Origin of the sequence: Paraburkholderia elongata (assembly GCF_013177735.1) — a bacterium.
Taxonomy (GTDB): Bacteria; Pseudomonadota; Gammaproteobacteria; order Burkholderiales; family Burkholderiaceae; genus Paraburkholderia; species Paraburkholderia elongata.
Genome location: NZ_WOEZ01000111.1, coordinates 1 through 22,702 on the forward strand (window position 1 = coordinate 1; position 22,702 = coordinate 22,702).

A 22,702-nucleotide genomic window follows, 5' to 3' on the forward strand; every position below is an offset into this window, starting at 1 on the left:
CCCCATTGTTGTAAGAATGAAGACACCCTGCGCTTAGGATATCGAGGCTCAATCACACGGCTTCAGTACCTGCTGCTTACGCTTCAAGTAGTGCGTTACCGCACTCGCATGCAAAGCTCGCTTCGCGGCTGCTGGTTAGGCTTTGCCGGGAGGGAGTCGAACCCTCTGGAATCCAGCGAATGGTTTCCGCCCATACTTCGGTACTTCCCCCATTCCCAGTCTTATCCTGGCGCGATACAACCTCAGAAATCAGCATCGATTTCGGCGGAACGATTCCCTCCGAGCGCAGCATGCGAAGCAGATGACGGAGCGTGCGGCGAAGGTTTGCGGGGGTGCGAGGACTTGGCTTGCAGCAACGGCACACGGGAAGGTGCACCGTAAGAAAGCGATGCAGCACCGGCTCATCGATGTGATGGAGATCAATGTGCTGCGCAGTCAACCACCGTCCGAAATGGGCCGCGCATTGCAGGTAGTTCTCGATAGTAATACTTGCGTATCCGCGATGCCTCAAGTATCCGGCATATGCTCCGACAATTGGTTCAAGTGCGCCGTTCCGTGCGCGATTGCGCACGACGACTTCAGAAACAACTTGCGTGATCATGGTTGCTCTCCTCTGAATTGGCGGCGAAGCCATCTGAGGAGAGCACGGTCTGTTATGCGAAGTCTATAGTTGTTGAAGCGCACCCGGAGTCCAGCGAAATTGGGCGATCGCACCTCCGAATGACCGACAAACCATGCATAATCCCGGGGCACCCATAATAGGTCGATTCCACAACCACGCCCGCAAGATCTTCGCAGTGAGGCACCAGCGCCGCGAGGATTGCGCCGAGCTCATTCGGCAGGCGACGTTGCAGTACGATCCGGTCTTCGGCATCACTGACCACGACCACACTGTTGTTCGAGTGCAGGTCTATTCCACAGAACTTCATGTCGGCCTCCGTCAGGTCAAAGGATTTGCTTCACCCTGACTCTACCCCTGGGCCTCTCGCCGCGAGGCCCAGGCCCGCTACATGATTATCAAAGCCTACAGAGCGCTTCATCGCGCGGGTGCACGACATGGGTGCAAAGATCGCGATCGACGATTTCGGCGCGGGTCAGACATCGTTACGCTACCTGAAGAAGCTGTCAGCCGATGCACTAAAAATCGACGGCGAGTTTGTGCGCACGATGTGTAACCATCCGGCTGACATCGCGATCGTCGAGGCGATCATTACCCTCGCACGCAATCTCGGCATGCGCAGCATCGCCGAATGGGTCGAAGACCTCGATACCTTGCGTGCGCTGAATGAACTAGGCGTCGACTACGTGCAGGGCTTCGCGATCGCGAAGCCGCAAGAAGCCGAGAACATTCTCGCGGCCTCCTCCGCCTCGAGCTTCGTGACTAACGTCGAGCTCATACGCTATCTGAAAGCACAGCGGACGCGTTACAGCGGCGCCGATGACCAGCGCATGGAGCGCGAAAGCGCGCTCTGACGCGGCTCACCACGCCCCGGCCACTGGCGCGGTCGCATTTTTCGCCGCGCCGCGTATCGGTTCGCGGCCGCAGGCTTTGTTTTATCGGAAAGCGTTCTCGCATATTCGATCCGCTTGCATCCGCGCTGCATACCTCCTCGATGGAAAGCGTCAGGTTGAACGTATCGCAGCCCCCGGTCTACTTGATTTTCGTGGCATCCTTGACACCGATAAAGAGCGTGTGACACTAGCCAGCGAGGAATGCCGATGTGCTGCTCGACGAGCGCAGGCAGATGCCATGTCAGATCGGTGAACACGGTGTGCGGCAGTTTCTGGCGGGCTTTGGAAAGCGCCTGGGCGCTTCCACCGCACCCGTTCAGCCTGCTCACGCAACACCGTGAAGAACCGGTCGAGCGCTGTCTGCACGCAGGCACGGTTGCCGCCGGGAAACCAGCAAATCAGCGTGGCGAAGTCGAGCACACGACGACGGCTGAATTGCCGGGGATTGGCGACGTGGTGTGTGCGCAGTTCCTCCGAATCGAGGTAGGCAATGAACTCGCCCAAAATAGGGATTACCGGAGTTCATACCACCGCGTCGTGGCACGTCCGGGGGATTTGTAGCCGGTAAAGGTTCGCCATTGATGCAAGCATCATCAAGGCGACGCGAGGCCTGCACGCGGTGTTCCGGGTAGCCCGCATCTGCCGATTTTAATGATTGCGTCCGGATCAGCGATCCTTACGAAGGGTTTGGGGCTCTCTTTAAAGTTGTTGGTTTTGGCGAGGTGCCGCGCCTTGGCCGCCACCCTTCAGAATCAGGGCAAACAGTTCATTCTGCGAAGTTACGTTAAGCTTCACATAAGCTCGCCGCCGGTAAGTCCGAATCGAATGGAACGATAGACCCAGATCGAGAGCGATGGCTTCATTGGAATAGCCAGTCACGATCCGGGCACATACAGCTGCCTCTCGGGACGACAGGGGGGGCACATTTTCGGAGCCCTGCAGGATGTCAGCCATTCGGGTCAGGCTAGGCAAGGTACGCGCGAGTTTGAGATCCAGATGACGTTCGAATGCCGCGGCCAGCGGCGCCTTGATTGCATCGATCCTGTTGAAGTCCTCTCCGCCGAAAGGTCCGAAGAGTCGGTCCCGATAGAGCGACAGGCAGATCGCATCGCGTGGCCTGCGCACAATCACGCATAGCTTGCCGACGATTCCTGGTTCGACGTAAAACCGCTGCGAGTACTCTGGATTGGTAATCTCTTCGTCTGCGAACCCCAACATTTCCACCGTCCGCGACTTTGCCGGAGCGCAATGGGAACGGAATGGATCGTACACGTGGTAGCGGCGAATATAGTCCCGAACCAGCGAATGCACGCAGCGGTCGTCGCGATCGTCCTTCGCTGCCAGCGTCTCTACCGTCACGTCGTCGCGAAAATGGAACAGTACGACCTGGCGTGCGCGCAATTCCCGATGAAGTGCATCGAACAGCACATCTTCGAACTCGTCCTTGCCGATGGACAGAATGACGTTTTCGAGCACAGGCCCTCCGGGACGATCACGTTAGGATCGCCATGTTGTTGATGACTCTAAGCTGGCGCAGTCCAAGTCTCAAACAACACCTGGTCGCGAATCTCAGAGATCAAGCACCAGTTCAGCATCCAGACTGCGGGATACGCAGATCAGCATACAGTCTCCTGCCTTCTGCTCCTCCTCGGTCAGCATCATGTCGCGATGATCGGGCCGCCCGGCCAGAACCGCCGTCAGGCATGTTCCGCAAATGCCCTGTTCGCAGGATGTCTCAATTTCGATTCCCGCAGTCCTCAGAGACTCGACAATGGTCTGACTGGCATTGACCGGTATCGTCGTCCCCGATTTTGCGAGCCTGACGTGAAACGCGCCGGCCTTGAGATCCTGGGCCGGAGGCTCGGCGGCAAAGTACTCCAGATGTAGGACCAACCCAGGTTTTGCCGTAACTGCCTCGCGGACCGCTCGCATGAATGGGGCCGGCCCGCAGGTGTAAACGTGTGCATTCGGCGAAACCGCGTCTAGTCGGGTCGCCAAAGCCCGCTGAACCTCGTCGCCGATCAAGCCTAGGTGAATTTGCGTCCGCGGTGCAAATGCCGTGCTGCGAATTTCCTCGGCGAATGCCACCCTGTCGCTCGACCGTGCGAAATAGTCGAAAGAAAACGAATTGCCCCGGGCAAGCAGTTGATAGGCCATGCCCAGCAACGGCGTGATGCCAATGCCGCCTGCTAGCAGAACCGAATGAGCCGCATCTAAGTCCAGCGCAAAATTGTTTCGCGGCAATCCTATCTTTAGCGTCTCGCCTTCCGCAAGCGCGTGCATGAGCCGCGAGCCGCCTCGCGAATTCGGCTCCAGCTTAATCGCGATTCTGTAGGAGCCGTCAACATCGGTCGCGTTGATCAGCGAGTATTGTCGGATCAATTCGCCAAGATGGACATCGACATGAGCGCCGGCTTCGAAAGGCGCCAACGACCTGCCGTTGGCGCCGACAAGTTCGATCGACCGGATATCTGCAGCTTCGACGAAAATTCGCCGGATAAGGGCATCCTGAGTGGTCAATTCGTGCCTTCCTTCAAGTTTTTCGTGAGTAGGAGTCCGATGCAATCCAAGCTGAGCGATCCATAATGAACCCAACCTGGCTGCTTGAAACCGTCTCTGGAAGCAAGGCGCCGTGGTATGTGCAGAGCGTCGATTTCGGCGCGCAACAGACTGATTTCGAAGGGCTGATTGTCAGCGAGTACATGACGCGTCGGCCCGCTCGTGCCTGGACGCAAAGCGAAGGACTTCCGGCAATTCTTGACTACTAGGAAATCCACGTCGTCTCCAATATATTGCGTCGCTGGCGTAGTGACGTCACACGCTCCTCAGGCCAAGACCGCGGCGATCGATCTGCTACGACCGATAACGGGGCCGCAAGGATCTTCGCCACGCCGCCCCAAAACTGAAGGGCGATGCCAACCGAATGAGCTAGGCGCACCCGCCGCGCTCCGATATCAACTCGGATCTGCACGTGCGTCAGCATTCAATCTACCCGACCAAACGCCCGATATTCCCTGATCGTTTGTACGATCATCGTACACATGTACGATATTGATACAAGATATAACGAGGGTTGGTCGCCGTCAAGGACAACTTCATTGGCAATGGACTCTTGAGCTGAACGTGTTCCGTGGCGCTTCGCACGCCTCCGACGAATTGAGTTCTAAGCGCGCACTTGGCGCGTAGCGCAGAACAGCCAGTTGCGGCGTCCGACCGTGCAGAGATTCAGCCCTATGCAGTGAACCCGGTGTCGCCGCGACCGAACGCACGCAGTGAAGCGTCGCGGGTACGGCGCGTGCGTAGACGAACGATTTCGGCTGCAGGATTCAGGTGGCCAACTAAACCGCATGGATCGTGCGCCGCTACTATTCGTCGTGGTCGATATGGCCCTTCTTACTAGCCCCTGAGGAGCGAGGCAGCTTCCTGCTGCAACGCGCGCATTCGCGGCAGAACCTCGCTGACAAGATGTTCGGGCGTCGTTCGCTCAACATGCTCGCCGACATTAATCGCAGCGACAACATTTCCGCGAGAGTCACGGATCGGTACTGCAATCGTCAGGAGACCAGACTCCAATTCTCCGTGCACTACGCTGTAGTCTTGGTCCCGGACACGGTCGAGTTCGGCCATGAGATCGGGAATCTCCGTCAAGGTGCGCTGAGTGCGTTTGACGCGATCCGTCCGTTCAAGAATGGACCGCGCCTCCCGCTCAGGGAGCGAGGCGAGGAGGACGCGGCCCATAGCGTTGCAATAGGCGGGTAGCCTGGATCCCACGCGCAGGTTCGTCGAGATGATGCGCTTGGTCTCGACGCGCGCAACGTAAAGCACGTCGGACTCATGAAGCACCGCCGCTGAGCAGGATTCTGAAAGTGTCGCGCTCAACTGCTCTAGCATGGGCCGAATGATCTGTGGAAGATCGGTACTCGAAAGGTACGAAAAGCCGAGTTTGAGCACGCGTGGCGCCAATCGGAACAGCCGCCCATCGAAAGTAGCGTAGCCGAGCGTCGTAAGCGTCAGCAGGCAGCGCCTTGCCGCCGGGCGGGAAAGTCCGGTGAGTCGCGCAACGTCTGTGACACTGAGGGCGCCCTGCCCATCGAAGCACTCGATGACGGCTAAGCCCCTCTCCAGCACAAGCATGTGATCGGGAGAGCGGTTGGTGGCGTGGCTCGCTTGTTTGCTGACGGACATCTGAGGTTCATACTGCATAATAGACGTGAGTAGGAAAATCAAGGCGTTTAGAGGACTCTGAGAGTACCACTTGGCCGAGACGGACAGAATTTCATGATCGATGCAGTTCCGCGATGTGGTACAGCCAGTTGTGGACCTCATTCGAGTCTGGCAGATCGCAGGTCCAATAGAACCTGCTTCGCAATGCCACTTGCGATCGAAGCGGAAGCGCAACGTCCAGTACCCCCCTAAATCGCCTGAAGCCTGTCTTCACGAACGGGGCACCTCTGCGCACACTCAGATCGCGCGAGTCATCGCCGCCTGTAATCCACTCGCCTTCCCTTTCACTAGACCGCCGCCACAGAATCCATCCGCGCCAAATACGAACGCTTGGGCAAAGCGATCTACGGAGCGGAACGCCAGGCTGCGCGTCGCGTTTGTCGCTCATCGGAGCGACTTTACGAGCCGGGTGTTTCGGCGCACGATTCCCTTCAGAAAAACATAGGCACTGGCCGTTTCGCTACTGCACGGTGATCTATTAACTATCGGAGGAGGCACCCATGGAATTTCTTCGCAACACTTGGTACGTCGCATTGTGGTCCCAAGACCTTGCGCCCGAACAAATGATCTCCCGCAAATTCCTCAATGAGCCGATCGTTCTGTTTCGGCAGGCAGATGGAAAGGCCGCGGCCCTCGCAGACGCCTGCGCCCATCGGTTCTCGCCCCTTTCCATGGGCAAGGTTGTGAAAGGCGCCAATGTTCGGTGCCCCTATCACGGGCTTGAATACGACGGGACGGGTAAATGCGTGTTCAACCCACACAGCACTGGACAAATTCCGCCGGCTATGAAAGTGCGCAGCTACCCGGTGGCGGAAAAGCATTCGATAATCTGGATCTGGATGGGTGAGAAGGAGGCCGATCTGTCGCTGATTCCGGATTTCAGCGTTCTCGACCCAGATCCGAAAAAGCCGGTCAGCAAGCGCGATTGGCTGTTGATGCAGGCAAGCTACGAGCTGATCGCCGACAATTTGATGGACCTCAGTCACAGCGCGGTCATCCATGAGGGCATTCTTGGCAGTGAGCACACCGTGAAGGGGAACGTCACGATCGAGCAAAGGGGGACCACCGTTAAGGCCGGGCGAAATGTGCCGAACGTGCCTGCTCCTGGCCTCTACGATCTCATCTACAAGAATGATGGCCGACAGGTCGACCTTTGGCAGGATATGCGCTGGGACGCCCCGGCCTGCATGCTAAACGACACTGGGGTCACCGAACCCGGAGCGCCACGCGAAGAGGGGACCGGCTTCTACGGCTTGCATTTTCTGACTCCGGAAACCGAAACGACGACGTATTATCTTTTCTGTGCAGTCCGCTTCAACCCGATCTCCTGGGGCCAGCCACTTGACGGCGAGATTCAGACGAAGATATCGGAGCTGCGCCGGTTTGCTTTTCAGGAACAGGACCAAACCATTATCAAGGCACAGCAAGACAGGATACTAGGCCAAAAGACATTGCAACATCCTGTCCTTCTCGACATCGACGCCGGTCCTGTTAGATACAGGCGCGTTCTCGAAGGGCTGATCAAGCAGGAACGGGAAGCCACAAATACTTTGCAGGGTAAGGAAAGCCAGGCGGCATGACCTATGCCTTCTTCCGGCATACGGGGTCAAGTGAAGCAGTGGAAATGCATAGGCTGTCTCAAAGCGTAGTGCAACTTACGAGACACGGGGATTGAAGGCAAGGAGCCGAGCCTTCCGGTGATGCTGAAGAACATCACCACACCGTCCTGAAGCTGGCGTGTCCCCGCTCCTTGTACGTGGCGGCTTGAAGGTCACTGTTGATAGTTTCATGACCGCAGTAGCGGCGCGCGTCTAGGCTCGGGCGACGATGCTGCGGTGAAGCATACGCGCCTCGGCCAAGGCGCACGTCGCGGGAATGTCTGACATGTCGCCGTCGGTAATAGCCGGCGGGCTTGCCGCCGCACGCCCGGTCGGAATCGCAATCGTGCGTCCGGGATTCCATCCCGGATGCGCGGTTTAAATCACTGTTCGGCCCTGTGCACTGACCTCTCACTGAGGTTCTGGTGAAGGTCGCGAAGGTCATTTTTGAATTTCTCGATTGCTTGCTTCAACGAAGCAGCGAGTACTGAACGGGAGGGTTATGTTGACGTCTCAAGCAAACTTGCATGCAACTACACACGATGCTCGCGGGCCGAAACTCAGCGTAGCTGACGAAACGTGCTGCGAGCAGATTCTTGCCGACTGGATGGCAGCGCTGAACGCCCATAATGCCGCGAGAATGGATTCCTTCCTGCGCTTTCCTCATGTGCGTATCGCGGCCAACATTGTTGCGGTCTATGATGGGCCAGGCAGCAATCCGATGGACGTCTTCGAAAAGTTGATCGACGAGCAAAGCTGGCATCACAGCGCCTGGACCGACATCCGTCTAGTTCAGTCCTCGCCGAATAAGGCGCACTACGCCGTTCAATACACTCGCTATAGGGCAGACGGCTCCGTCATCGGGGTCTTCGATTCAATCTACGTTTTCACCTGTATTGATGGGGAATGGAAAATCCAGGCCCGCTCCAGCTTCGGTCCGTGATCAACCGGCATAGAACAAACTAAACGCAGCAGGAAGAGTTTTCAGCGGGACCTGAATCACATATTTCAAAACCGTCATTCCATTTCCAGAATTCTTAAATAAATAAGCGACGATCGCCATTTCAATTGATTGACGGCCCTGATCACCCACCTCCCGGTCGTCAGTCAGCATCTGATATTCAACTTCTTGCACAGCAAAAGGAACGGACATGAGTTACGCAACCATCAACCCTTCGACAGGTGAACTCGTAAATGAGTTTGCGGAGATTAGTGACGGCGATCTGTTCGGAGTTCTCGATCGCGCACATAAGTGCTACGAAAGTGATTGGAGCCGCCGATCAATTGCTGACCGCGCCGAGGTTATGTTTGCCGTCGCAGCAAAGCTCCGCGAGAACATCGACGAGTACGCCGGTTATGCGACCCTCGAGATGGGTAAGCTAACTGCACAGTCGCGCGCGGAAGTCGAACTGTCGGCGAAAATTCTAGACTATTACGCTCGGAATGCAGAAACCTTCCTCAAGCCGACACGGATCGCCGGGGTCGAGGACGCCGTTGTCCAGACGCTGCCAATCGGCGTCATCCTTGGCATTGAGCCTTGGAATTTCCCGTATTACCAAGTGGCGCGTGTCATCGCACCTCAGTTAATGGTCGGTAACGTCGTGATCATCAAGCATGCTCCTGGTGTGCCACAAACCGCGCTGGCACTGGAACGGTTGCTGGAATCGGCCGGTGCGCCTTCTGGAGCCTACACCAACCTTTTTGCCAGCAATGAGCAGATCGCTCGGCTCATCGATGATTCGCGGGTTCGTGGCGTTACGATTACCGGTAGCGAACGAGCCGGCTCCGCGGTCGCCGAACGCGCCGGACGAGCCTTAAAAAAGACTGTTATGGAGCTTGGTGGCAGTGATCCGTTCATCGTGCTTGAAGATGCACCCCTTGAGACGACTTTGGATGCGGCCATCCTCGGTCGGCTGGTGAACGCGGGTCAGAGTTGCGTCGCCGCAAAACGGTTCATTGTCGTTGGAAAGGACCGCGGCTCGGAGTTCCTGGGGGGTCTTATCGAACGAATGAAATCCATAAAAATTGGTGATCCTAAAGATCCTCAGACGGCACTCGGACCGGTTTGTTCGGAGCCCGCCCTGTTGGGTCTCCTCGACCAGATTTCCACTGCCGAAGCCGGCGGCGCACAGGTGGTGCTGGGCGGCAACCGTATTGATCGGCCGGGATTTTACCTGGAACCAACAATCATTACCGGGATCGACCCGCAGAATCCGCTTTTTCTCCAGGAGACATTCGGTCCAATTGTGTCATTCTACGTAGTCGAAAACGAGGACGAGGCCGTTGATTTAGCTAACGCCACGGCTTTCGGACTCGGCGCTTCCATTTACACGGCGGACTTGGACCGCGGGAAACGCCTTGCAAACCGGATCGACAGCGGAATGGTATTCGTAAATCATCCAACCTATTCCCTCCCTGAGCTTCCTTTCGGTGGGGTAAAGAATTCCGGCTTCGGACGTGAGTTGTCTGAGCTAGGCTTCGCAGAGTTCACCAACCGAAAGCTGGTCAACGTCTTTCCCGCCGGAACCAAACCACGGCGCCCGGTCACTGCGTGATCGTGAAGGTCGCCTCAAGACGGCGCATGACGTCCGAAACAATTACTCGCCCACGCGGACGAATCTCCGATCAAGAGGCGACTACTCGTAGCGACAAGGGATACCGGGACGAATCTTACGGTTGATGGTGGGATGAATGCCTGAGCCCGGGGGCATGTTCGGCGTATGGACTTGAAGAAGGCCAACGTCCGTGCGGACGCAACGGAGAGTTGATGAGCTAACGCAGTTGGCTCTCCGTTAAAGACCCCCGCAAAGTCATCAGACCGCGCCGATTCAGGTCGCAGGCGCGACCTGTGTCTGGCTCGCTTATCGCGAGACATAAGTTGGACTCAACTAGCGAGCACCATGTTTGTTCACCCGGAAGATATCGGTGTGGCCTTGCGGAGGGGCACGCCAGTATGACGGCGGTGCGTCGACCGACTCGCCAAGCACAAAGGCGGCGTGCCATGGCCATCGCGGATCGTAGAGCATACCCCTTGCAAGTGCCACAAAGTCAGCCTGTCCACTACTAACGATCTGGTTGGCCAAATGAGGATCGGTGATAAGTCCAACTGCGATCGTAGCGATCCCGACCTCGCGTCTTATCCGCTCAGCGAATGATGCCTGATAGTTTGGCCCGACCGGGATCTTCTGCTTCGGCGAGATCCCGCCAGAAGAGGCTGTGATCCAATCTGCGCCACGCTCTTTAAGGCGTTTGCCAAGCTCGATTGTTTCTTCGACGTGCCAGCCACCCTCTACCCAATCTGTCGCCGAAACTTTAACGCCGACAGGTTTTTCGTCTGGAAAGGCGGCACGGACCGCCTCGAATACTTCAAGCGGAAATCTCAGCCGATTGACAAGCGCCCCGCCATAAATATCCTCGCGCCGATTGGATGTCGGAGATAGAAATTCATGCAACAGATATCCGTGCGCGGCGTGAATCTCCAGTCCGTCGACACCGATCTCGGCGGCGCGTCTGGCCGAATCGGCGAGAGCGCGCGCAATCCTCTCAAGGCCCTCAGGGCTCAGTGCGTCTGGCACTTCTTCGCCGTCGATCTGCGGCAACGCAGAGGGTGCAAAGGTCGCCCAGCCGCCGTCGGCCTTCGATATCTGCTGACCGCCATTCCATGGCTCACGGCTTGAGCCTTTTCTTCCCGCATGGCCAATCTGGAGGACGATCTTCGTATCGAAGGTTTTCCTGACGAACGAGACGACTTCTTCAAGAGAAGCCTGGGTTCTGTCGTCCCAGAGACCCAGGTCGCCGGGAGTAATGCGCCCGGCCGGTTCGACGGCGCTGGCCTCTAAGAACATCAGACCCGCGCCAGAGGCCGCCATAGTGGCGTAATGGGCCTGGTGCCACTCGGTGGCCTGCCCATCCTTTGCGACGTACTGGCACATCGGCGAGACAGCAATGCGGTTGCTGGTCAACACCTGCCTGAACTTATAAGTGGAGAACAATGACGTCATAGCATTCCTTTTTCATAGACTCAAAGCAACTTACGCCTGATAGCCACTCACTCAATCCGCTCGCCGTTCTGCATACCTGCGGGACACCGGAAATGGGCGCGAGGCAGATAGGCAGAAGCTGACGAACCCGAGCGCGATAATGGTGAACGACGCCGTTTTAACGGCCTCAGCGAGTCCCCAGGTTCTCGCCATCACGCCCAATACAAGGGCGAACACACCCATTGAGAGATACCCGATCAGATAAAACGCGGAAAGAACGCCACCGCGATGCTCGGCCGGCGCGGAAGAGTTCAGTACGGAAAGTGCTCCCATGAACAGGAGCGCATAGCCGCAACCGGCGAGTGATGTTGAGGCGAGGAGCGTCGGCAAGCTGAGCCACGTCACCGCGAGCCACAACAGGAGTAATCCGAGTGAAGCCGTGATCGCCCCCAGAAGGAGCAGCAGCCTGGGCGACAGTTTTCTGCAGAGAACTGTGATTACAGCAGATACGATTGCGAAGCTTGCCAGGATCGCACCGTTCGTGAACGCGTTGACGGACCCTACCAGGTCATGCGCCATCTGGCCGCCGAGGGATAGCAGAATCGCACCCGATGCGAACGCAATGACAGCAGCAAGCGATGTAAGAGCGAAATCGTTCCGGCAATCTGCAGGAACGCGCGGCATGCGCACGGACCATCGCGTGTCTTGTCCGCCATGACGTGGCATAAACCACACTCCGACGATCAGAACGACGATGACGACAGCAAGCACGAGGAAGTTAAGCTGCAGAGGCCAGGGTGCGCACTGAATCAACGCTCCCCCGAGAAGCAGGCCCGTCGCGAAGCCAATACCCTGAGCGATGTTGGTCGCCGCAGCTGAGCGCTCCGGATCTTCGTCGGCGCTGAACTCCAATATGGCGGCTGTTGACGAGCCGCTGCCAAGCCCAACGCCGATCCCCATCAGCGCGCGTCCAACGAAAAGCCAGGCGATATCGGGCGCGACGGACATCATGAGCACACCGACGAGCGAACACGTGAGCGCAACCAACATCGTCATGCGACGACCGACGTGGTCGGACAAGCCACCTAGCAAAACGAGCGTACCAACAACGAAAATGGGATAGATGGCGAATACCCCGGCGGTGTCCACCGGTGAGAGATTCCACTTTTGCGCATAGAGGCGATAGCTAAGCGCGGGTGCCGCACTCGCCCATAGCGTATGAGTACTGACGCCAAACGATACCCAGAAACTCGCCCTGCGGCCCAGAGTTCGACTACGTTGAACGGCGGTGTTCTGCACATGTCCATCACAGGACTTTGACCTGATCACTCGAGTCATCCCAGTCACTCGCACCAAAGCTTCGAGCCACACTCGACAGGGACGGTCGCGCCGGTAATCCAACGTGATTCGTCACATGCCAGGAACGCGATTACGCGACCAATGTCCTGCGGTTCTGCTAATCGCTTGAGTGCTTGCATTCCGAGGGCGAACTCAATACCGGCCTCTGTCTTTGCAAAGGTCGACCTATCAGCTCTTACGACGGCAGGAGCCACTGCGTTAACGCGTACACCGCGAGCACCGAGCGCCGCCGCGAATTGCCTTGTCAGTGTTTCGACCGCGCCCTTTGTGGCCGCGTGTGCACTGATCGGTCCACCAGCGGAGCGTACGGCGATGGAAGAGAAAAGCACCACACTGCTGCGTTCCCGTAGTATCGGCAGAAGTTGCTGCATCAAAAAGAACGGTGCACGCACATTCACCGCAAAGAGACGATCGAAGTCCTCAACCGTAGTCTCCTCGATCGTGGCGGCCTTGGTAATCCCCGCGCTCGCTACCAGGATATCAAGCCGGTCTCCCACAACTGCACGGACCTGCTTCGCAAGTTTATGCGCCCCGTCCTGGGCAGCCAGATCGGCTGCCACGGCCTCGGCCTTACCTCCCCTGCTACAAATCTCCGCGACCACTGCCTCCGCTTCAGTCTTGCCACGCCCATAGTGGACAATAACCTGCGCGCCGCCTTCCGCGAGCGCGAGCGCGGTTGCGCGGCCGATACCGCGGGACGCGCCCGTGACCAAAGCGGTTTTACCTGAGATAGCAGGCATAGGTTTCCTCCTTGTTGTGTCGACATGACCGTCGATCAGCGCGAACCACGGCTTGTAGCCGTCAGGCCTCGCTTTCCTGCGTATTAGCCATGATCGATATGGACTTCCCAGTTGGCTTCGAGATGAGCAGTCGACGGCGCGCCGAGCACATTCGCTGAATATACGAGTGGGCAACCGGTGTTGAAAAAGACTTTGTTTATCTACAGCGATGCCTCAGAAGCATGCAATATCGAAAGCCGACCAGCATGCAGAACGGGATCGTGTGGCTCATCTCAAGTGTCGAATGGATGCCATCTCATGCGGCGCAACGCCTGGCAAGCAACAGAGAGATTGGAGCCCGTTGCGACGCGTTTTCAGCTCGAGGATGCATCGAATCTCATCTGGGCTCCGACGAAAGACAGCATTTCGTACGAGTGCGTCGAAACATCCGTCGGCGCTGGAGGGCGAGCTTTCGGTTCTGAAGGGAGAGAAAATGCGTATGACCGAACGTCGCTGTGTCGTGGCAGCTATGCTACGGATGCGTGATTTTCGGCCCCTATCGATCTGCAGCGGGCGAGTAGATGGTCGATTCTGGAAAGAAACAAACTCAATATCGGCGAAGTGTTAGCCCTGCTATAGCCGATGACCAGGTCGATAGTCGGCGGTTCTACAGCAAGTGGACGGCTTGTCACCGACCAGGGAAGGAAATTCCTGGCGTAACACGGAAGCAACGCAAGACCACGCGTCGATGCCACCAATGACACCGCCATCGCGAGGTTATCCACTTCGTAGCTTGCACGTATGTCCAGGCCTGACTGCAGGACAAACTCGTCGACGACGGTCCGGACAGTAGGAGCAGTGTGCGAAACGGTGATGAACGTCTCGCCAACGAATTGCTGAAGACCAATCGTTTCGCAAGCCGCGAGAGGGTGATCACTTGGCAAAACTACAACCATTGGCTCCTTGACAACGAGCCGGTACTCCAGGTCCGGCACGTTCGGCTCCGGTCGCATGAATGCGAGGTCGAGATCGCCTTTCACCAGGGCATCGCGAAGCGACGGCGAGTATTGGCTGGAGAGTGTAACCTCAATTTGAGGGAGTTCGTCGCGGAGAACGCGCATCGCCTCCGGCAACCACTCGATCTCCTGCCCAGTGAGGAATCCAAGCGCAAATACAGGCTTTGACCGATGCGCCGCCCGTCGAGCCGCTTCAATGGCGGACTCCGCTTGCGCCAACGCCCCACGAGCGTGCTCAAGGAAGGCGCGACCTGCCGCTGTCAATTCAACCCCGCGGGCGCCGCGTGTCAGCAAATCAACACCCACTTCAGCTTCAAGATCGCGAATCTGACGGCTAAGGGAAGGCTGGGCCGTATGCAGTCGCTGTTCGGCCGCCGTCGTGAAGCTACCCGTCTCCGCGACAGCGACAAAGTAGCGAAGATGTCGAAGCTCCATTGGTCCCTCTCCATGCCTGCCAAATATGGCTCTAGATATACAAAGTCTTATTCCGAACTGCCAAAACATTCTACGCTTAAGCCAAGTTTGAGTTTCAACCCAGAATTGACCGCGAACTTCGCCAGGTGACGCCGTGCGAACCCGAGCAGCAACGGTCAACCCATACCTCTGAGGACTTAACGTGACGAATCGTGTTGTTTTAATTACCGGCGCCCTGACGGGAATTGGCCGGGCCGCGGCGATCGCTTTTGCGCAGGACAAGGCACGGGTGGTGGTTTCCGGTCGCAGGGAAGCCGAGGGCAAAGCGTTGGAAGAGGAATTGCGCCGCCTCGGTACCGAGGCCGAGTTCGTCATTGCTGACGTACGTCGCGAGGACGAAGTGAGCGACCTGGTTGACAAGGCGGTGACGCGCTTCGGCCGGCTCGACGTCGTCGTCAACAATGCGGGCGTCGAGGGCAAGCCGGGCCCTGTTACCGATGTATCTGCCGACGCCTACACAGCCTTGTTCGACACCAATGTGCTGGGAACGCTGTGGGGGCTTAAACACGCTTTGCGCGTCATGCAGCCTCAGGGCAGCGGGAACGTCATCAACATCTCATCGACGTTCGGAGAGCGTGGCGCCGCCAACTTTTCGCTCTACGCGGGCAGTAAGCACGCTGTGGAAGGGATCACGAAGTGCGCCGCGATCGAGGCCGCGGCTTACGGTGTCCGCGTTAATGCGGTGGCTCCTGGACCGACCGAGACAGCAATGCTGGAGCGCCTCACTGGTTCAACCGAAAAGAGCGCGGCGTTCTACTCCGCCGTACCGCTCAAGCGCGGTGCCACGCCTGAGGAAATCGCCGATGCCGTCGTCTTTGTCGCGTCAGACAAGGCAGCCTTTATCACCGGACAAATCATCAGAGTAAACGGCGGCAAGACGGCGAGTTGACGATAGTCGATTCGATTTTGACGCGCCCGGGAAGCGCCGCTGTCCACATAATTTACAGGAACCTGTATGTCAAAGCTTTTCTCACCGATCCGCATCGGCGCGGTCGAACTGTCGCACCGTGTGGTGCTTGCGCCGCTTACGAGAATGCGGGCAGACGTCCCCGGCAACGTGCCGGGCGACCTGATGGTCACATACTACGAACAGCGTGCATCTCAAGGAGGGCTTCTGATAGCGGAGGCTACTTTCATCACGCCAACAGGGAACGGGGGCTATGGATCGCCTGGAATCTATACTGACGAACAGGTGGCAGGATGGCGGAGAGTTGTCGACGCAGTACACGCGAAGGGTGGAAGGATCTTCCTACAACTCTGGCACGTTGGGCGGCAATCGCATGTCGACCTTCAGCCAAACGGCCAGGCGCCGATTGCGCCGTCCGTGACCAACGCCGAAGTTAGGGCCCTTCTGGCGAGCGGCCCCAGCGCCGCGTCTGTCCCGAGAGCAATCGAACTCTCCGAAATACCGGAGCTTGTCGACGACTATCGTCGAGCGGCCCGACGAGCGAAAGAGGCCGGCTTCGACGGCGTGGAACTACACGCCGCGAACGGTTATCTCATCGACCAGTTTCTGCAGGATAACTCCAATTTACGTACAGATTCATACGGTGGCTCTGTAGAAAATCGCGCCCGCTTCCTCCTCGAAGTTGTCGACGCAGTGGCAAAGGTCTGGGGCACTGATCGCGTCGGTGTTCGCATTGGTCCAAGCAATAAGTTCGGTGGCATGGGCGACAGCTCGCCAGCAGTGACTTTCCCTTACATTGCCCGCGCGCTATCTGCATATGGGTTGGCTTATCTTCATGTCATTGAGCCGCGGGTCACGGGAAACGTCTCAGACGATTCGCAGAGCCCCGTGGCGGCCGGGCAACTCCGACCTCTATTCGGTGGTCCGGTGATCGCCGCTGGTGGGTTTGACGCAACCGGCGCTGAAGCAATCATCAGAGCGGCCGACGCGGACCTTGTCGCGTTCGGCAGGCACTTCCTCGCAAATCCGGATCTTCCCGAACGGATTAAGCGCGATCTCCTGCTCAATCCCTACGACCGCGACACGTTTTACTACGGCGGGGAAAAGGGCTATGCCGATTACCCGATATACGAGGTCAAACATTGACCAAGGAGACCAGGTGCCTCGGCTTTCTTAAGCTCGCGACACGCGAGGCCGACGCACCTGGATCAGAAACTCGAGAGTGGCCCGAGGGTGACCTTGACCAGAGCACCTGGAACTAGAGAATGATCTTCGATCACCGTACTTACACCATCAAGCCGAACCGGCTCGCCCGATTTCTGGAAACCTACGAGCGCCTGGCATTGCCGCTTCAGCGAAAATATCTCGGCGAACCCTATGGTTTCGTGGTGACCCATATTGGGGCACTTAGCCGGGTTGTTCATCTCTGGCAATACGATAGATAGTCTGGCGGATCGCGAGCAACGCCGCGACGCCATGGAAGCAGATCCGGAGTGGCAAGCATACCGGCGCGTCGCGTTAGACGAAGACACACTTGCCAATATGGAAAATCAGATCCTTAGGCCCGTCCCCTTCTTCCAACCCCGTTCAGTCACAAGTTAACAGTTGGCCTTCTCCGGCTATGTCGTCGACTCCGACGATGCAACCTCGGTACACCGAAACGGATCTCTCCATGGTGCACGAGTTCGACCCACCAACGTCCGTTACCCCATCAGACATAAGGGATTGACACAATGCCAATCGAAACGCCTCTCCTGTACGAGTCTAAAGGCTCACCAAACGCCCGTCGTGTTCGTGTCTTTGTCGCCGAGAAGGGTATCGAAATTGCACAACGAGCGATTGATCTTGGTAGCAGAGAGCAATTTTCAGACGCTTTCCAGGCGGTGAATCCACGAATGCAGGTTCCTGCGTTACAACTCGCCGATGGAACGGTAATCACGGAAGTGCTCGCAATATGGCGCTATCTTGAGGAAACCTATCCACACAAGCCCCTTCTTGGTTCGACAGCCAAGGGCAAGGCACTCGTCACCATGTGGGAGCGACGCGCGGAGCTGGATGGTTTCGCCGCGGTCATGGAAGCGGCCCGAAATGCTCTGCCCGGGTTGAAAGGACGAGCATTGTCGGGGCCGCACGATCGAACAGATTCCTGCATTGGTCGAGCGTAGCAAGCAGCGCGTGTTGAACTTCTTCCCAGATTTCAATGCACGACTCGAAAGTGCCCCGTTTGTCGCTGGTGACGAATTCTCAGCGGCAGACCTTACGACCCTCGTTACCGTCGATTTCGCGGCAAATGCTCTGAAAATGCCGATTCCCGAATCTCACCAATCGTTTAGGCGGTGGTACGAAAGCATCTCGTCCCGGCCAGCTTCGAGCGCGTGTTCGCGACATCGCCGACTCGCATCGACCCTTTACACGCATAGGAAACACACAAATGACACGCCTGATCAAATTTGCAAATGCTGGTGGTCCCGACGTTCTCGAATTCGTCGAAACTGCGACCCCAGCTCCCGGGCCAAAAGAAGTCCGCATTGACGTTAAGGCAATCGGTATCAACCGCGCCGAGGCGATGTGGCGCATAGACGATTACGTCGAACCTGTGAAGTTTCCCGCGGGGCTAGGCTATGAAGCTGTGGGTACAATTGGCGCCGTCGGCGAGGGCGTGAAGGGTTTCGCTATCGGTGACGAAGTCAACGTGATTCCGTCGTTTTCAATGAATGATTATGCGACGTATGGGGAGAGCATCATCGTCCCGATCCATGCTGTCGTGAGGCATCCGAAAACGCTTTCCTACATCGAGGCTGCCTCTGTCTGGATGATGTTTCTGACCGCATATGGCGCCCTCATCGAGGACGCCAAAGTCACCAAAGGTGACTTCGTTATTATTCCCGCGGCGTCGAGTAGCGTTGGACTTGCCGCGATCCAACTCGCGAACTACGCTGGGGCGACCCCTATCGCCCTGACGCGAACATCGGCCAAGAAGGCGCAACTCCTTGGGGCCGGGGCGACTCATGTAGTGGTAACCGAAGAGGTAGATTTCGTAGACGAAGTGAAGAGGATCACAGGCGGCCACGGGGCGCGGGTCGCATTCGACCCTATCGGTGGTCCCAATTTCCCGAGAATTCACTCGGCACTGGCTGTCGGCGGCATCATCTACATCTATGGATTGCTTAGTTATGAAGTCACCCCACTTCCCGTTCTCGAAATGATCGCAAAGGTGTCCACCGTTAAGGCTCATAACATCTGGCTAACGAGCGGCGATGATCAGCGTCGCAAAGCAGGCGTGGAGTACGTTTTAAAGGGCCTCGAGAGCGGCGCACTAAAACCTGTAGTCGACCGCGTATTCGAGTTCGACGAGATGCGGGAAGTTCATCGTTATCTGGAGCAAAACGGGCAGTTTGGCAAGGTAGTAGTGACTGTCTGAGGATAACCGGTGGTTTTCAATCACACTTGTGCCCCACAGCAACTACAACGGGAGCATACGTGGCGTTAGCAGACGGAGCCGCGACCGAGCGGCACGAAGCGCCGCGCCGCTTCACGGCCCATCAGAAATTCGCCGAGCGTGTTCATCCGCCAGAAGTCTTCGAACGTCGAGGCGTCCATCTGCCGAAAATCGATCTTCAGATTCTTGTCAGCGTTATAGGTGACCAGGTCGGCGGGACCCTCGTCGTGCGGCACAGCGGCGCCCTGAATGCCTGGCTGCATTCAGGGCGAAGACCGGTGGGTCCCCACTGAGTCCCATTGAAAGGGCAGTCTCCGGCGCTGATTTCGTCAGGGCGTCGACTACATCCTGCTTCGTGATTGTGCGCGCACACGATCGCACAGATTGAGGCCAAATTCTATTGGATATCTACCTAAATCGCCTATCTCTGCACTCATGCCGCAGCAATGTCATCTTTGGCGCAGTTTGATGAATGCTGCGAATTCCTCAATGGAAGCCATACCCTCCTCGAGCATCGGTGCATAGAGTTGCCAGGTGTGACACATGCCGTCAAAAATCTTTAGCTCGGCAGCTACCCCATCTCTCTTCAGCCGCTCCACGACGGTGACCGAGTCATCATGCAGTCTTTCTCGAGTTCCCACATGCACCAGGGTGGCGGGAAGACCTGTGAAGTTTGCGTAGAAAGGGGTCACCTTGGACGATTTGCGGTCGCCGTCACCAAGATAGGAGTCTATAAGGAGCTCAAGAAGTTGGGTAGGAATGATCGGGTCGTCTGGTGTTCCTTGATGAGACGCACCTTCTTGCGCGAAATCAAGCCAAGGCGACATTAATGTCAGCGCGCACGGTTGCGGCATTCCGGCCTCCTTCGCGCGCACGGCTGTGGCGAGGGCGAGGTTGCCACCGCCGGAATCTCCGCATAAGGCCAGTTTGCCGGGCGCATAGCCTTGATCAAGCGCCCATTCATATACGGCAAATGCATCGTCGTGTGCAGCAGGCGCCGGATTTTCAGGAGCAAGACGGTAGTCGGGCACCAACACAACGCTCCCCGCAGCGCGAGCCAAGTTGGACGCGATGACCCGATGTGTGCGGCTGGAGCCAAAAAAGAAGCCACCACCGTGATAGAAAATGATGAGTCGTGATTCGTCTCCTCCGGCAGGTATGATCAGGTCGCCATCACATGGTCCACACTTCACCCGTCTGATCGCCACATTCTCGGCCACGGGGACTTGGTCGAGTGCGTCCACCATCCATGCGCGCATCGCGCCGGGTGTGGTGCCGACGGGAGGAGGATTTTGAGCGCTAACTGCGAGAATTTCGGCAAGTTGTTGTTTCGACATCGCTATTCCTGAGCTAATGGATGGACAAACTGGTAGAACGCCTCTTCTTTCTCGTCACCGACATTGCCCGCAATGGCCGTCGGTCTTCCCGGCCCCGGAGCAATTGACGATTGTGATCGAAATTGTGTTTTACTCCATACCGCTCAGTCCTGTCAATCACAGAAAAGTCTGTTGATTTGAACTGTGTACTGGATCGAAAGGTGTCCTCGCAAGCCTGAGGCCAAAGCGAAGCAGTGCGGCGGTGTTTCAGTCGATTCCAATAGGCCTGCTTGTCTGCATGGCGCCGTGCTCGATTCCTGTTCTTTTAGAACGCGCGCGAAGTCGGACGATGACCGAACTGGCTAAGACTCGCTAACAAATCTCCGTTGTCCGAAAGCAAGAAGTTTGCGTTTGATGTTGGATGACAAGACAGCGAATCAGTGACGAATTGTGGAATACGCTTGAGCCGTTCGTGCCAGATGGGCCGTGCTCACCGAAAGGCGGGCGCCCGCGACTAGATGACCAGTCGGCATCAAACGGTTTTTGCTTCGTACAGCAAACTGGCATCCCGTGCGCCAAGGGGCACTGTCAAGTTGCTGGAGATGGGGCGGTAGAATGAAGCGATGAAGAAGACGAAATCGCTTTATCACGGCCACCGATTCCCTGCTATCGTCATCAGCTGCGCCGTTCGCTGGTACTTCCGGTTCAGCCTGAGCCTGCGCGACATCGAGGAGTTGTTGCTCGAGCGCGGCGTAGTGGTCACGTACGAAACGAGGTTTTGTCGCATTAACGCTACGCTGAAGAAGCCACCGTTTTCGCCAACAGCTTGCCGCTGAATTTCGGAATGCGAGATCAGCGACCCGACTGGTTCGATTTCCTGGCCCTGAAGGGCCTTGCAAGCGGGTCTCTCGACCCACTTTGGCTGCTTATGGACGCACCTGTGCCATCAGCTGCGTGCGGCTCATGTAGATGTTGGCCAGCGCGAGTGCGGTAAAGGCGCGCGTGGCGTTCTTCGCGAGGCCGCGATAGCGCACCTTGCCGAAACCCCACAGCCGCTTGACCACCGCAAAGACGTGTTCGACCCGGGCACGAATCTTCGACTTGTTGCGGTTTTTCGAGCGTCTGGCGTCATCGACTTCACCACTGCGATTGCGCACGCGCTGGTTGGTGAAGTCCTTCGCTTTCGGCGCCTTGCTGGCGATGAGTTCCTTCTGGCTCGCATAGGCGCTGTCACCGTATACACGCTACTCGGCGCCGTGCAGCAGATCAGGCAGCGGATGCTTGTCGTGCACGTTCGCCGCCGTCACTACCGCGCTGTGTGCCAGACCCGTCTGGCTATCCACACCGATGTGCAACTTCATGCCGAAGTACCACTGCTGGCCCTTCCTCGTCTGATGCATTTCGGGGTCGCGCGCCTTGTCCGCATTCTTTGTGGAACTCGGCGCACCGATGATGGTGGCATCCACAATCGTGCCGGTACCTACCTTCAGTCCGCGCCTTTGCAGCACCTCGCCGACCTTGGCGAACAACTGCTCGCCGAGCTTGTTGCGCTCCAGCAGCCGGCGGAATTTCAACAGAGTCGTGCCATCAGGCACCCGCTCGCGCCCCAGGTCGATCCCAACGAATCGCCGCAAGGCGGTGCTGTCCAGCAGCGCTTCCTCGCAGGCTTCATCGGCCAGGTTGAACCAGTGCTGCACAAAGTGCATGCGCAGCATGCGCTCCAGACCCACTGGCGGGCGTCCGCCTTGACCCTTCGGATAGTACGGCTCGACAACCTCGCACAGTTGCTTCCACGGCACGATCTGCTCCATCGTCTCAAGGAACACATCGCGTTTGGTTGGCCGACGGTACTGTTCAAATCCGGCGCCTTGATCGGCCGCCATCGCAAGGGTCTGTTGTTTCATCCGCATTTAACGATTGAACGCCCAATGGCGTTGACCTTTTTCAGCGTAGCCTTAAGGCGCTGAGATAAGATTCGCGTCCAGACATGGATGACGAACAAGATGGCCAAAACGAAGAAGTCGGCGCGCACGACGTTGCCACCGAGTATCGGTAAGGTGCTGAAGCGACTGCACCATCCACTGGACGTGATTCTGCTGTGCGTACGCTGGTACGTAGCTTACTCGCTGAGCCTGCGCAACCTCGAGGAAATGATGGC

General features: G+C 57.4%; 22 protein-coding genes and 5 pseudogenes. 14 read left to right on the top strand and 13 right to left on the bottom strand.

All coding sequences use genetic code 11. The annotated features are described in order from the left end of the window. Positions 1–76 precede the first annotated feature (76 nt). Both GNZ13_RS20880 and GNZ13_RS54640 read right to left on the bottom strand, forming a co-directional pair. Positions 77–601 carry a hypothetical protein gene (locus GNZ13_RS20880; RefSeq protein WP_172167711.1) on the bottom strand — a complete coding sequence of 175 codons (525 nt, stop codon included), beginning with the start codon at positions 599–601 and terminating at the stop codon, positions 77–79. A gap of 157 nt (positions 602–758) precedes the next feature. Continuing rightward, positions 759–929 (bottom strand): annotated as a pseudogene (locus GNZ13_RS54640) (IS110 family transposase); the annotation flags it as partial. A gap of 97 nt (positions 930–1,026) precedes the next feature. On the opposite strand from GNZ13_RS54640, the pseudogene GNZ13_RS20890 reads away from it, so the two are divergent. Next, positions 1,027–1,473, top strand: a pseudogene (locus GNZ13_RS20890) (EAL domain-containing protein); the annotation flags it as partial. A 738-nt stretch (positions 1,474–2,211) separates the two neighbouring features. Here GNZ13_RS20890 and GNZ13_RS53860 read toward each other — a convergent pair. Both GNZ13_RS53860 and GNZ13_RS20900 read right to left on the bottom strand, forming a co-directional pair. Further along, entirely contained in the window at positions 2,212–2,988 is a 777-nt protein-coding gene (locus GNZ13_RS53860; protein WP_172167715.1) for a helix-turn-helix transcriptional regulator, read from the bottom strand. 93 nt (positions 2,989–3,081) lie between these two features. Further along, positions 3,082–4,032 carry a PDR/VanB family oxidoreductase gene (locus tag GNZ13_RS20900; RefSeq protein WP_216674951.1) on the bottom strand — a complete coding sequence of 317 codons (951 nt, stop codon included), beginning with the start codon at positions 4,030–4,032 and terminating at the stop codon, positions 3,082–3,084. 65 nt (positions 4,033–4,097) lie between these two features. Between GNZ13_RS20900 and GNZ13_RS20905 the strand changes: the two genes are divergently transcribed. Continuing rightward, on the top strand, positions 4,098–4,280 hold the full coding sequence (locus tag GNZ13_RS20905; RefSeq protein ID WP_172167717.1) for a hypothetical protein: 183 nt from the start codon (positions 4,098–4,100) through the stop codon (positions 4,278–4,280). 628 nt (positions 4,281–4,908) lie between these two features. On the opposite strand, the gene GNZ13_RS20910 is transcribed toward GNZ13_RS20905, so the two are convergent. After that, complete coding sequence (locus GNZ13_RS20910) at positions 4,909–5,697, bottom strand: IclR family transcriptional regulator domain-containing protein (protein WP_216674952.1); 789 nt, start codon at positions 5,695–5,697, stop codon at positions 4,909–4,911. A gap of 539 nt (positions 5,698–6,236) precedes the next feature. On the opposite strand from GNZ13_RS20910, the gene GNZ13_RS20915 reads away from it, so the two are divergent. Then, positions 6,237–7,316 carry an aromatic ring-hydroxylating dioxygenase subunit alpha gene (locus GNZ13_RS20915; protein ID WP_172167719.1) on the top strand — a complete coding sequence of 360 codons (1,080 nt, stop codon included), beginning with the start codon at positions 6,237–6,239 and terminating at the stop codon, positions 7,314–7,316. A 520-nt stretch (positions 7,317–7,836) separates the two neighbouring features. Beyond that, positions 7,837–8,277 carry a hypothetical protein gene (locus GNZ13_RS20920; RefSeq protein WP_172167721.1) on the top strand — a complete coding sequence of 147 codons (441 nt, stop codon included), beginning with the start codon at positions 7,837–7,839 and terminating at the stop codon, positions 8,275–8,277. Here the strand turns inward: GNZ13_RS20920 and GNZ13_RS20925 are convergent, their stop codons facing one another. Next, positions 8,278–8,487, bottom strand: coding sequence for a hypothetical protein (locus GNZ13_RS20925; protein ID WP_172167722.1), 210 nt, complete (start codon positions 8,485–8,487; stop codon positions 8,278–8,280). It abuts the gene before it with no gap. Here GNZ13_RS20925 and GNZ13_RS20930 point away from each other — a divergent pair. After that, positions 8,486–9,889: an NAD-dependent succinate-semialdehyde dehydrogenase gene (locus tag GNZ13_RS20930; RefSeq protein ID WP_172167724.1), complete on the top strand. Its 1,404-nt coding sequence runs from the start codon at positions 8,486–8,488 to the stop codon at positions 9,887–9,889. The genes GNZ13_RS20925 and GNZ13_RS20930 overlap by 2 nt on opposite strands. A gap of 333 nt (positions 9,890–10,222) precedes the next feature. Here the strand turns inward: GNZ13_RS20930 and GNZ13_RS20935 are convergent, their stop codons facing one another. The 4 genes from GNZ13_RS20935 to GNZ13_RS20950 all read right to left on the bottom strand — a co-directional run bounded on the left by GNZ13_RS20935 (position 10,223) and on the right by GNZ13_RS20950 (position 14,843). Beyond that, positions 10,223–11,335 carry an NADH:flavin oxidoreductase/NADH oxidase gene (locus GNZ13_RS20935; protein ID WP_172167726.1) on the bottom strand — a complete coding sequence of 371 codons (1,113 nt, stop codon included), beginning with the start codon at positions 11,333–11,335 and terminating at the stop codon, positions 10,223–10,225. Between the two features lie 51 nt (positions 11,336–11,386). Next, positions 11,387–12,685, bottom strand: a complete 1,299-nt coding sequence (locus tag GNZ13_RS20940; RefSeq protein WP_172167728.1) for an MFS transporter — start codon at positions 12,683–12,685, stop codon at positions 11,387–11,389. After that, a complete protein-coding gene (locus GNZ13_RS20945) occupies positions 12,658–13,413 on the bottom strand; it encodes an SDR family NAD(P)-dependent oxidoreductase (protein WP_172167730.1) in 756 nt (251 codons plus the stop codon). Before GNZ13_RS20945 ends, GNZ13_RS20940 begins: the two co-directional genes overlap by 28 nt. A gap of 506 nt (positions 13,414–13,919) precedes the next feature. After that, the gene (locus tag GNZ13_RS20950; RefSeq protein ID WP_172167732.1) at positions 13,920–14,843 is read right to left on the bottom strand and encodes a LysR family transcriptional regulator; all 924 of its coding nucleotides are present in this window, start codon (positions 14,841–14,843) and stop codon (positions 13,920–13,922) included. 181 nt (positions 14,844–15,024) lie between these two features. Between GNZ13_RS20950 and GNZ13_RS20955 the strand changes: the two genes are divergently transcribed. The 7 genes from GNZ13_RS20955 to GNZ13_RS20975 all read left to right on the top strand — a co-directional run bounded on the left by GNZ13_RS20955 (position 15,025) and on the right by GNZ13_RS20975 (position 19,210). Next, the gene (locus GNZ13_RS20955; RefSeq protein WP_172167734.1) at positions 15,025–15,771 is read left to right on the top strand and encodes an SDR family NAD(P)-dependent oxidoreductase; all 747 of its coding nucleotides are present in this window, start codon (positions 15,025–15,027) and stop codon (positions 15,769–15,771) included. Between the two features lie 66 nt (positions 15,772–15,837). Then, the gene (locus GNZ13_RS20960) at positions 15,838–16,935 is read left to right on the top strand and encodes an alkene reductase (RefSeq protein ID WP_172167736.1); all 1,098 of its coding nucleotides are present in this window, start codon (positions 15,838–15,840) and stop codon (positions 16,933–16,935) included. Positions 16,936–17,054: 119 nt separating this feature from the next. Further along, positions 17,055–17,234 carry an NIPSNAP family protein gene (locus GNZ13_RS53510; RefSeq protein ID WP_268959171.1) on the top strand — a complete coding sequence of 60 codons (180 nt, stop codon included), beginning with the start codon at positions 17,055–17,057 and terminating at the stop codon, positions 17,232–17,234. A 31-nt stretch (positions 17,235–17,265) separates the two neighbouring features. Continuing rightward, positions 17,266–17,391: a hypothetical protein gene (locus GNZ13_RS53515; RefSeq protein ID WP_268959172.1), complete on the top strand. Its 126-nt coding sequence runs from the start codon at positions 17,266–17,268 to the stop codon at positions 17,389–17,391. 131 nt (positions 17,392–17,522) lie between these two features. Beyond that, the gene (locus tag GNZ13_RS52510; RefSeq protein WP_236002106.1) at positions 17,523–17,954 is read left to right on the top strand and encodes a glutathione S-transferase; all 432 of its coding nucleotides are present in this window, start codon (positions 17,523–17,525) and stop codon (positions 17,952–17,954) included. Positions 17,955–17,964: 10 nt separating this feature from the next. Continuing rightward, the gene (locus GNZ13_RS52515) at positions 17,965–18,321 is read left to right on the top strand and encodes a glutathione binding-like protein (RefSeq protein WP_328807265.1); all 357 of its coding nucleotides are present in this window, start codon (positions 17,965–17,967) and stop codon (positions 18,319–18,321) included. Then, on the top strand, positions 18,221–19,210 hold the full coding sequence (locus tag GNZ13_RS20975) for a zinc-dependent alcohol dehydrogenase family protein (protein WP_172167738.1): 990 nt from the start codon (positions 18,221–18,223) through the stop codon (positions 19,208–19,210). Before GNZ13_RS52515 ends, GNZ13_RS20975 begins: the two co-directional genes overlap by 101 nt. A 65-nt stretch (positions 19,211–19,275) precedes the next feature. On the opposite strand, the gene GNZ13_RS20980 is transcribed toward GNZ13_RS20975, so the two are convergent. Continuing rightward, on the bottom strand, positions 19,276–19,491 hold the full coding sequence (locus tag GNZ13_RS20980; RefSeq protein ID WP_172167740.1) for a Rossmann-fold NAD(P)-binding domain-containing protein: 216 nt from the start codon (positions 19,489–19,491) through the stop codon (positions 19,276–19,278). Between the two features lie 186 nt (positions 19,492–19,677). Then, positions 19,678–20,565 carry an alpha/beta hydrolase gene (locus GNZ13_RS20985; RefSeq protein ID WP_172167741.1) on the bottom strand — a complete coding sequence of 296 codons (888 nt, stop codon included), beginning with the start codon at positions 20,563–20,565 and terminating at the stop codon, positions 19,678–19,680. Positions 20,566–21,167: 602 nt separating this feature from the next. Here GNZ13_RS20985 and GNZ13_RS20990 point away from each other — a divergent pair. Beyond that, a pseudogene (locus tag GNZ13_RS20990) lies at positions 21,168–21,317 on the top strand (IS6 family transposase); the annotation flags it as partial. A 153-nt stretch (positions 21,318–21,470) separates the two neighbouring features. Here the strand turns inward: GNZ13_RS20990 and GNZ13_RS20995 are convergent. Continuing rightward, positions 21,471–22,448: pseudogene (locus GNZ13_RS20995) on the bottom strand (IS5 family transposase). A gap of 99 nt (positions 22,449–22,547) precedes the next feature. Between GNZ13_RS20995 and GNZ13_RS21000 the strand changes: the two are divergent. Continuing rightward, positions 22,548–22,702 (top strand): annotated as a pseudogene (locus GNZ13_RS21000) (IS6 family transposase); the annotation flags it as partial.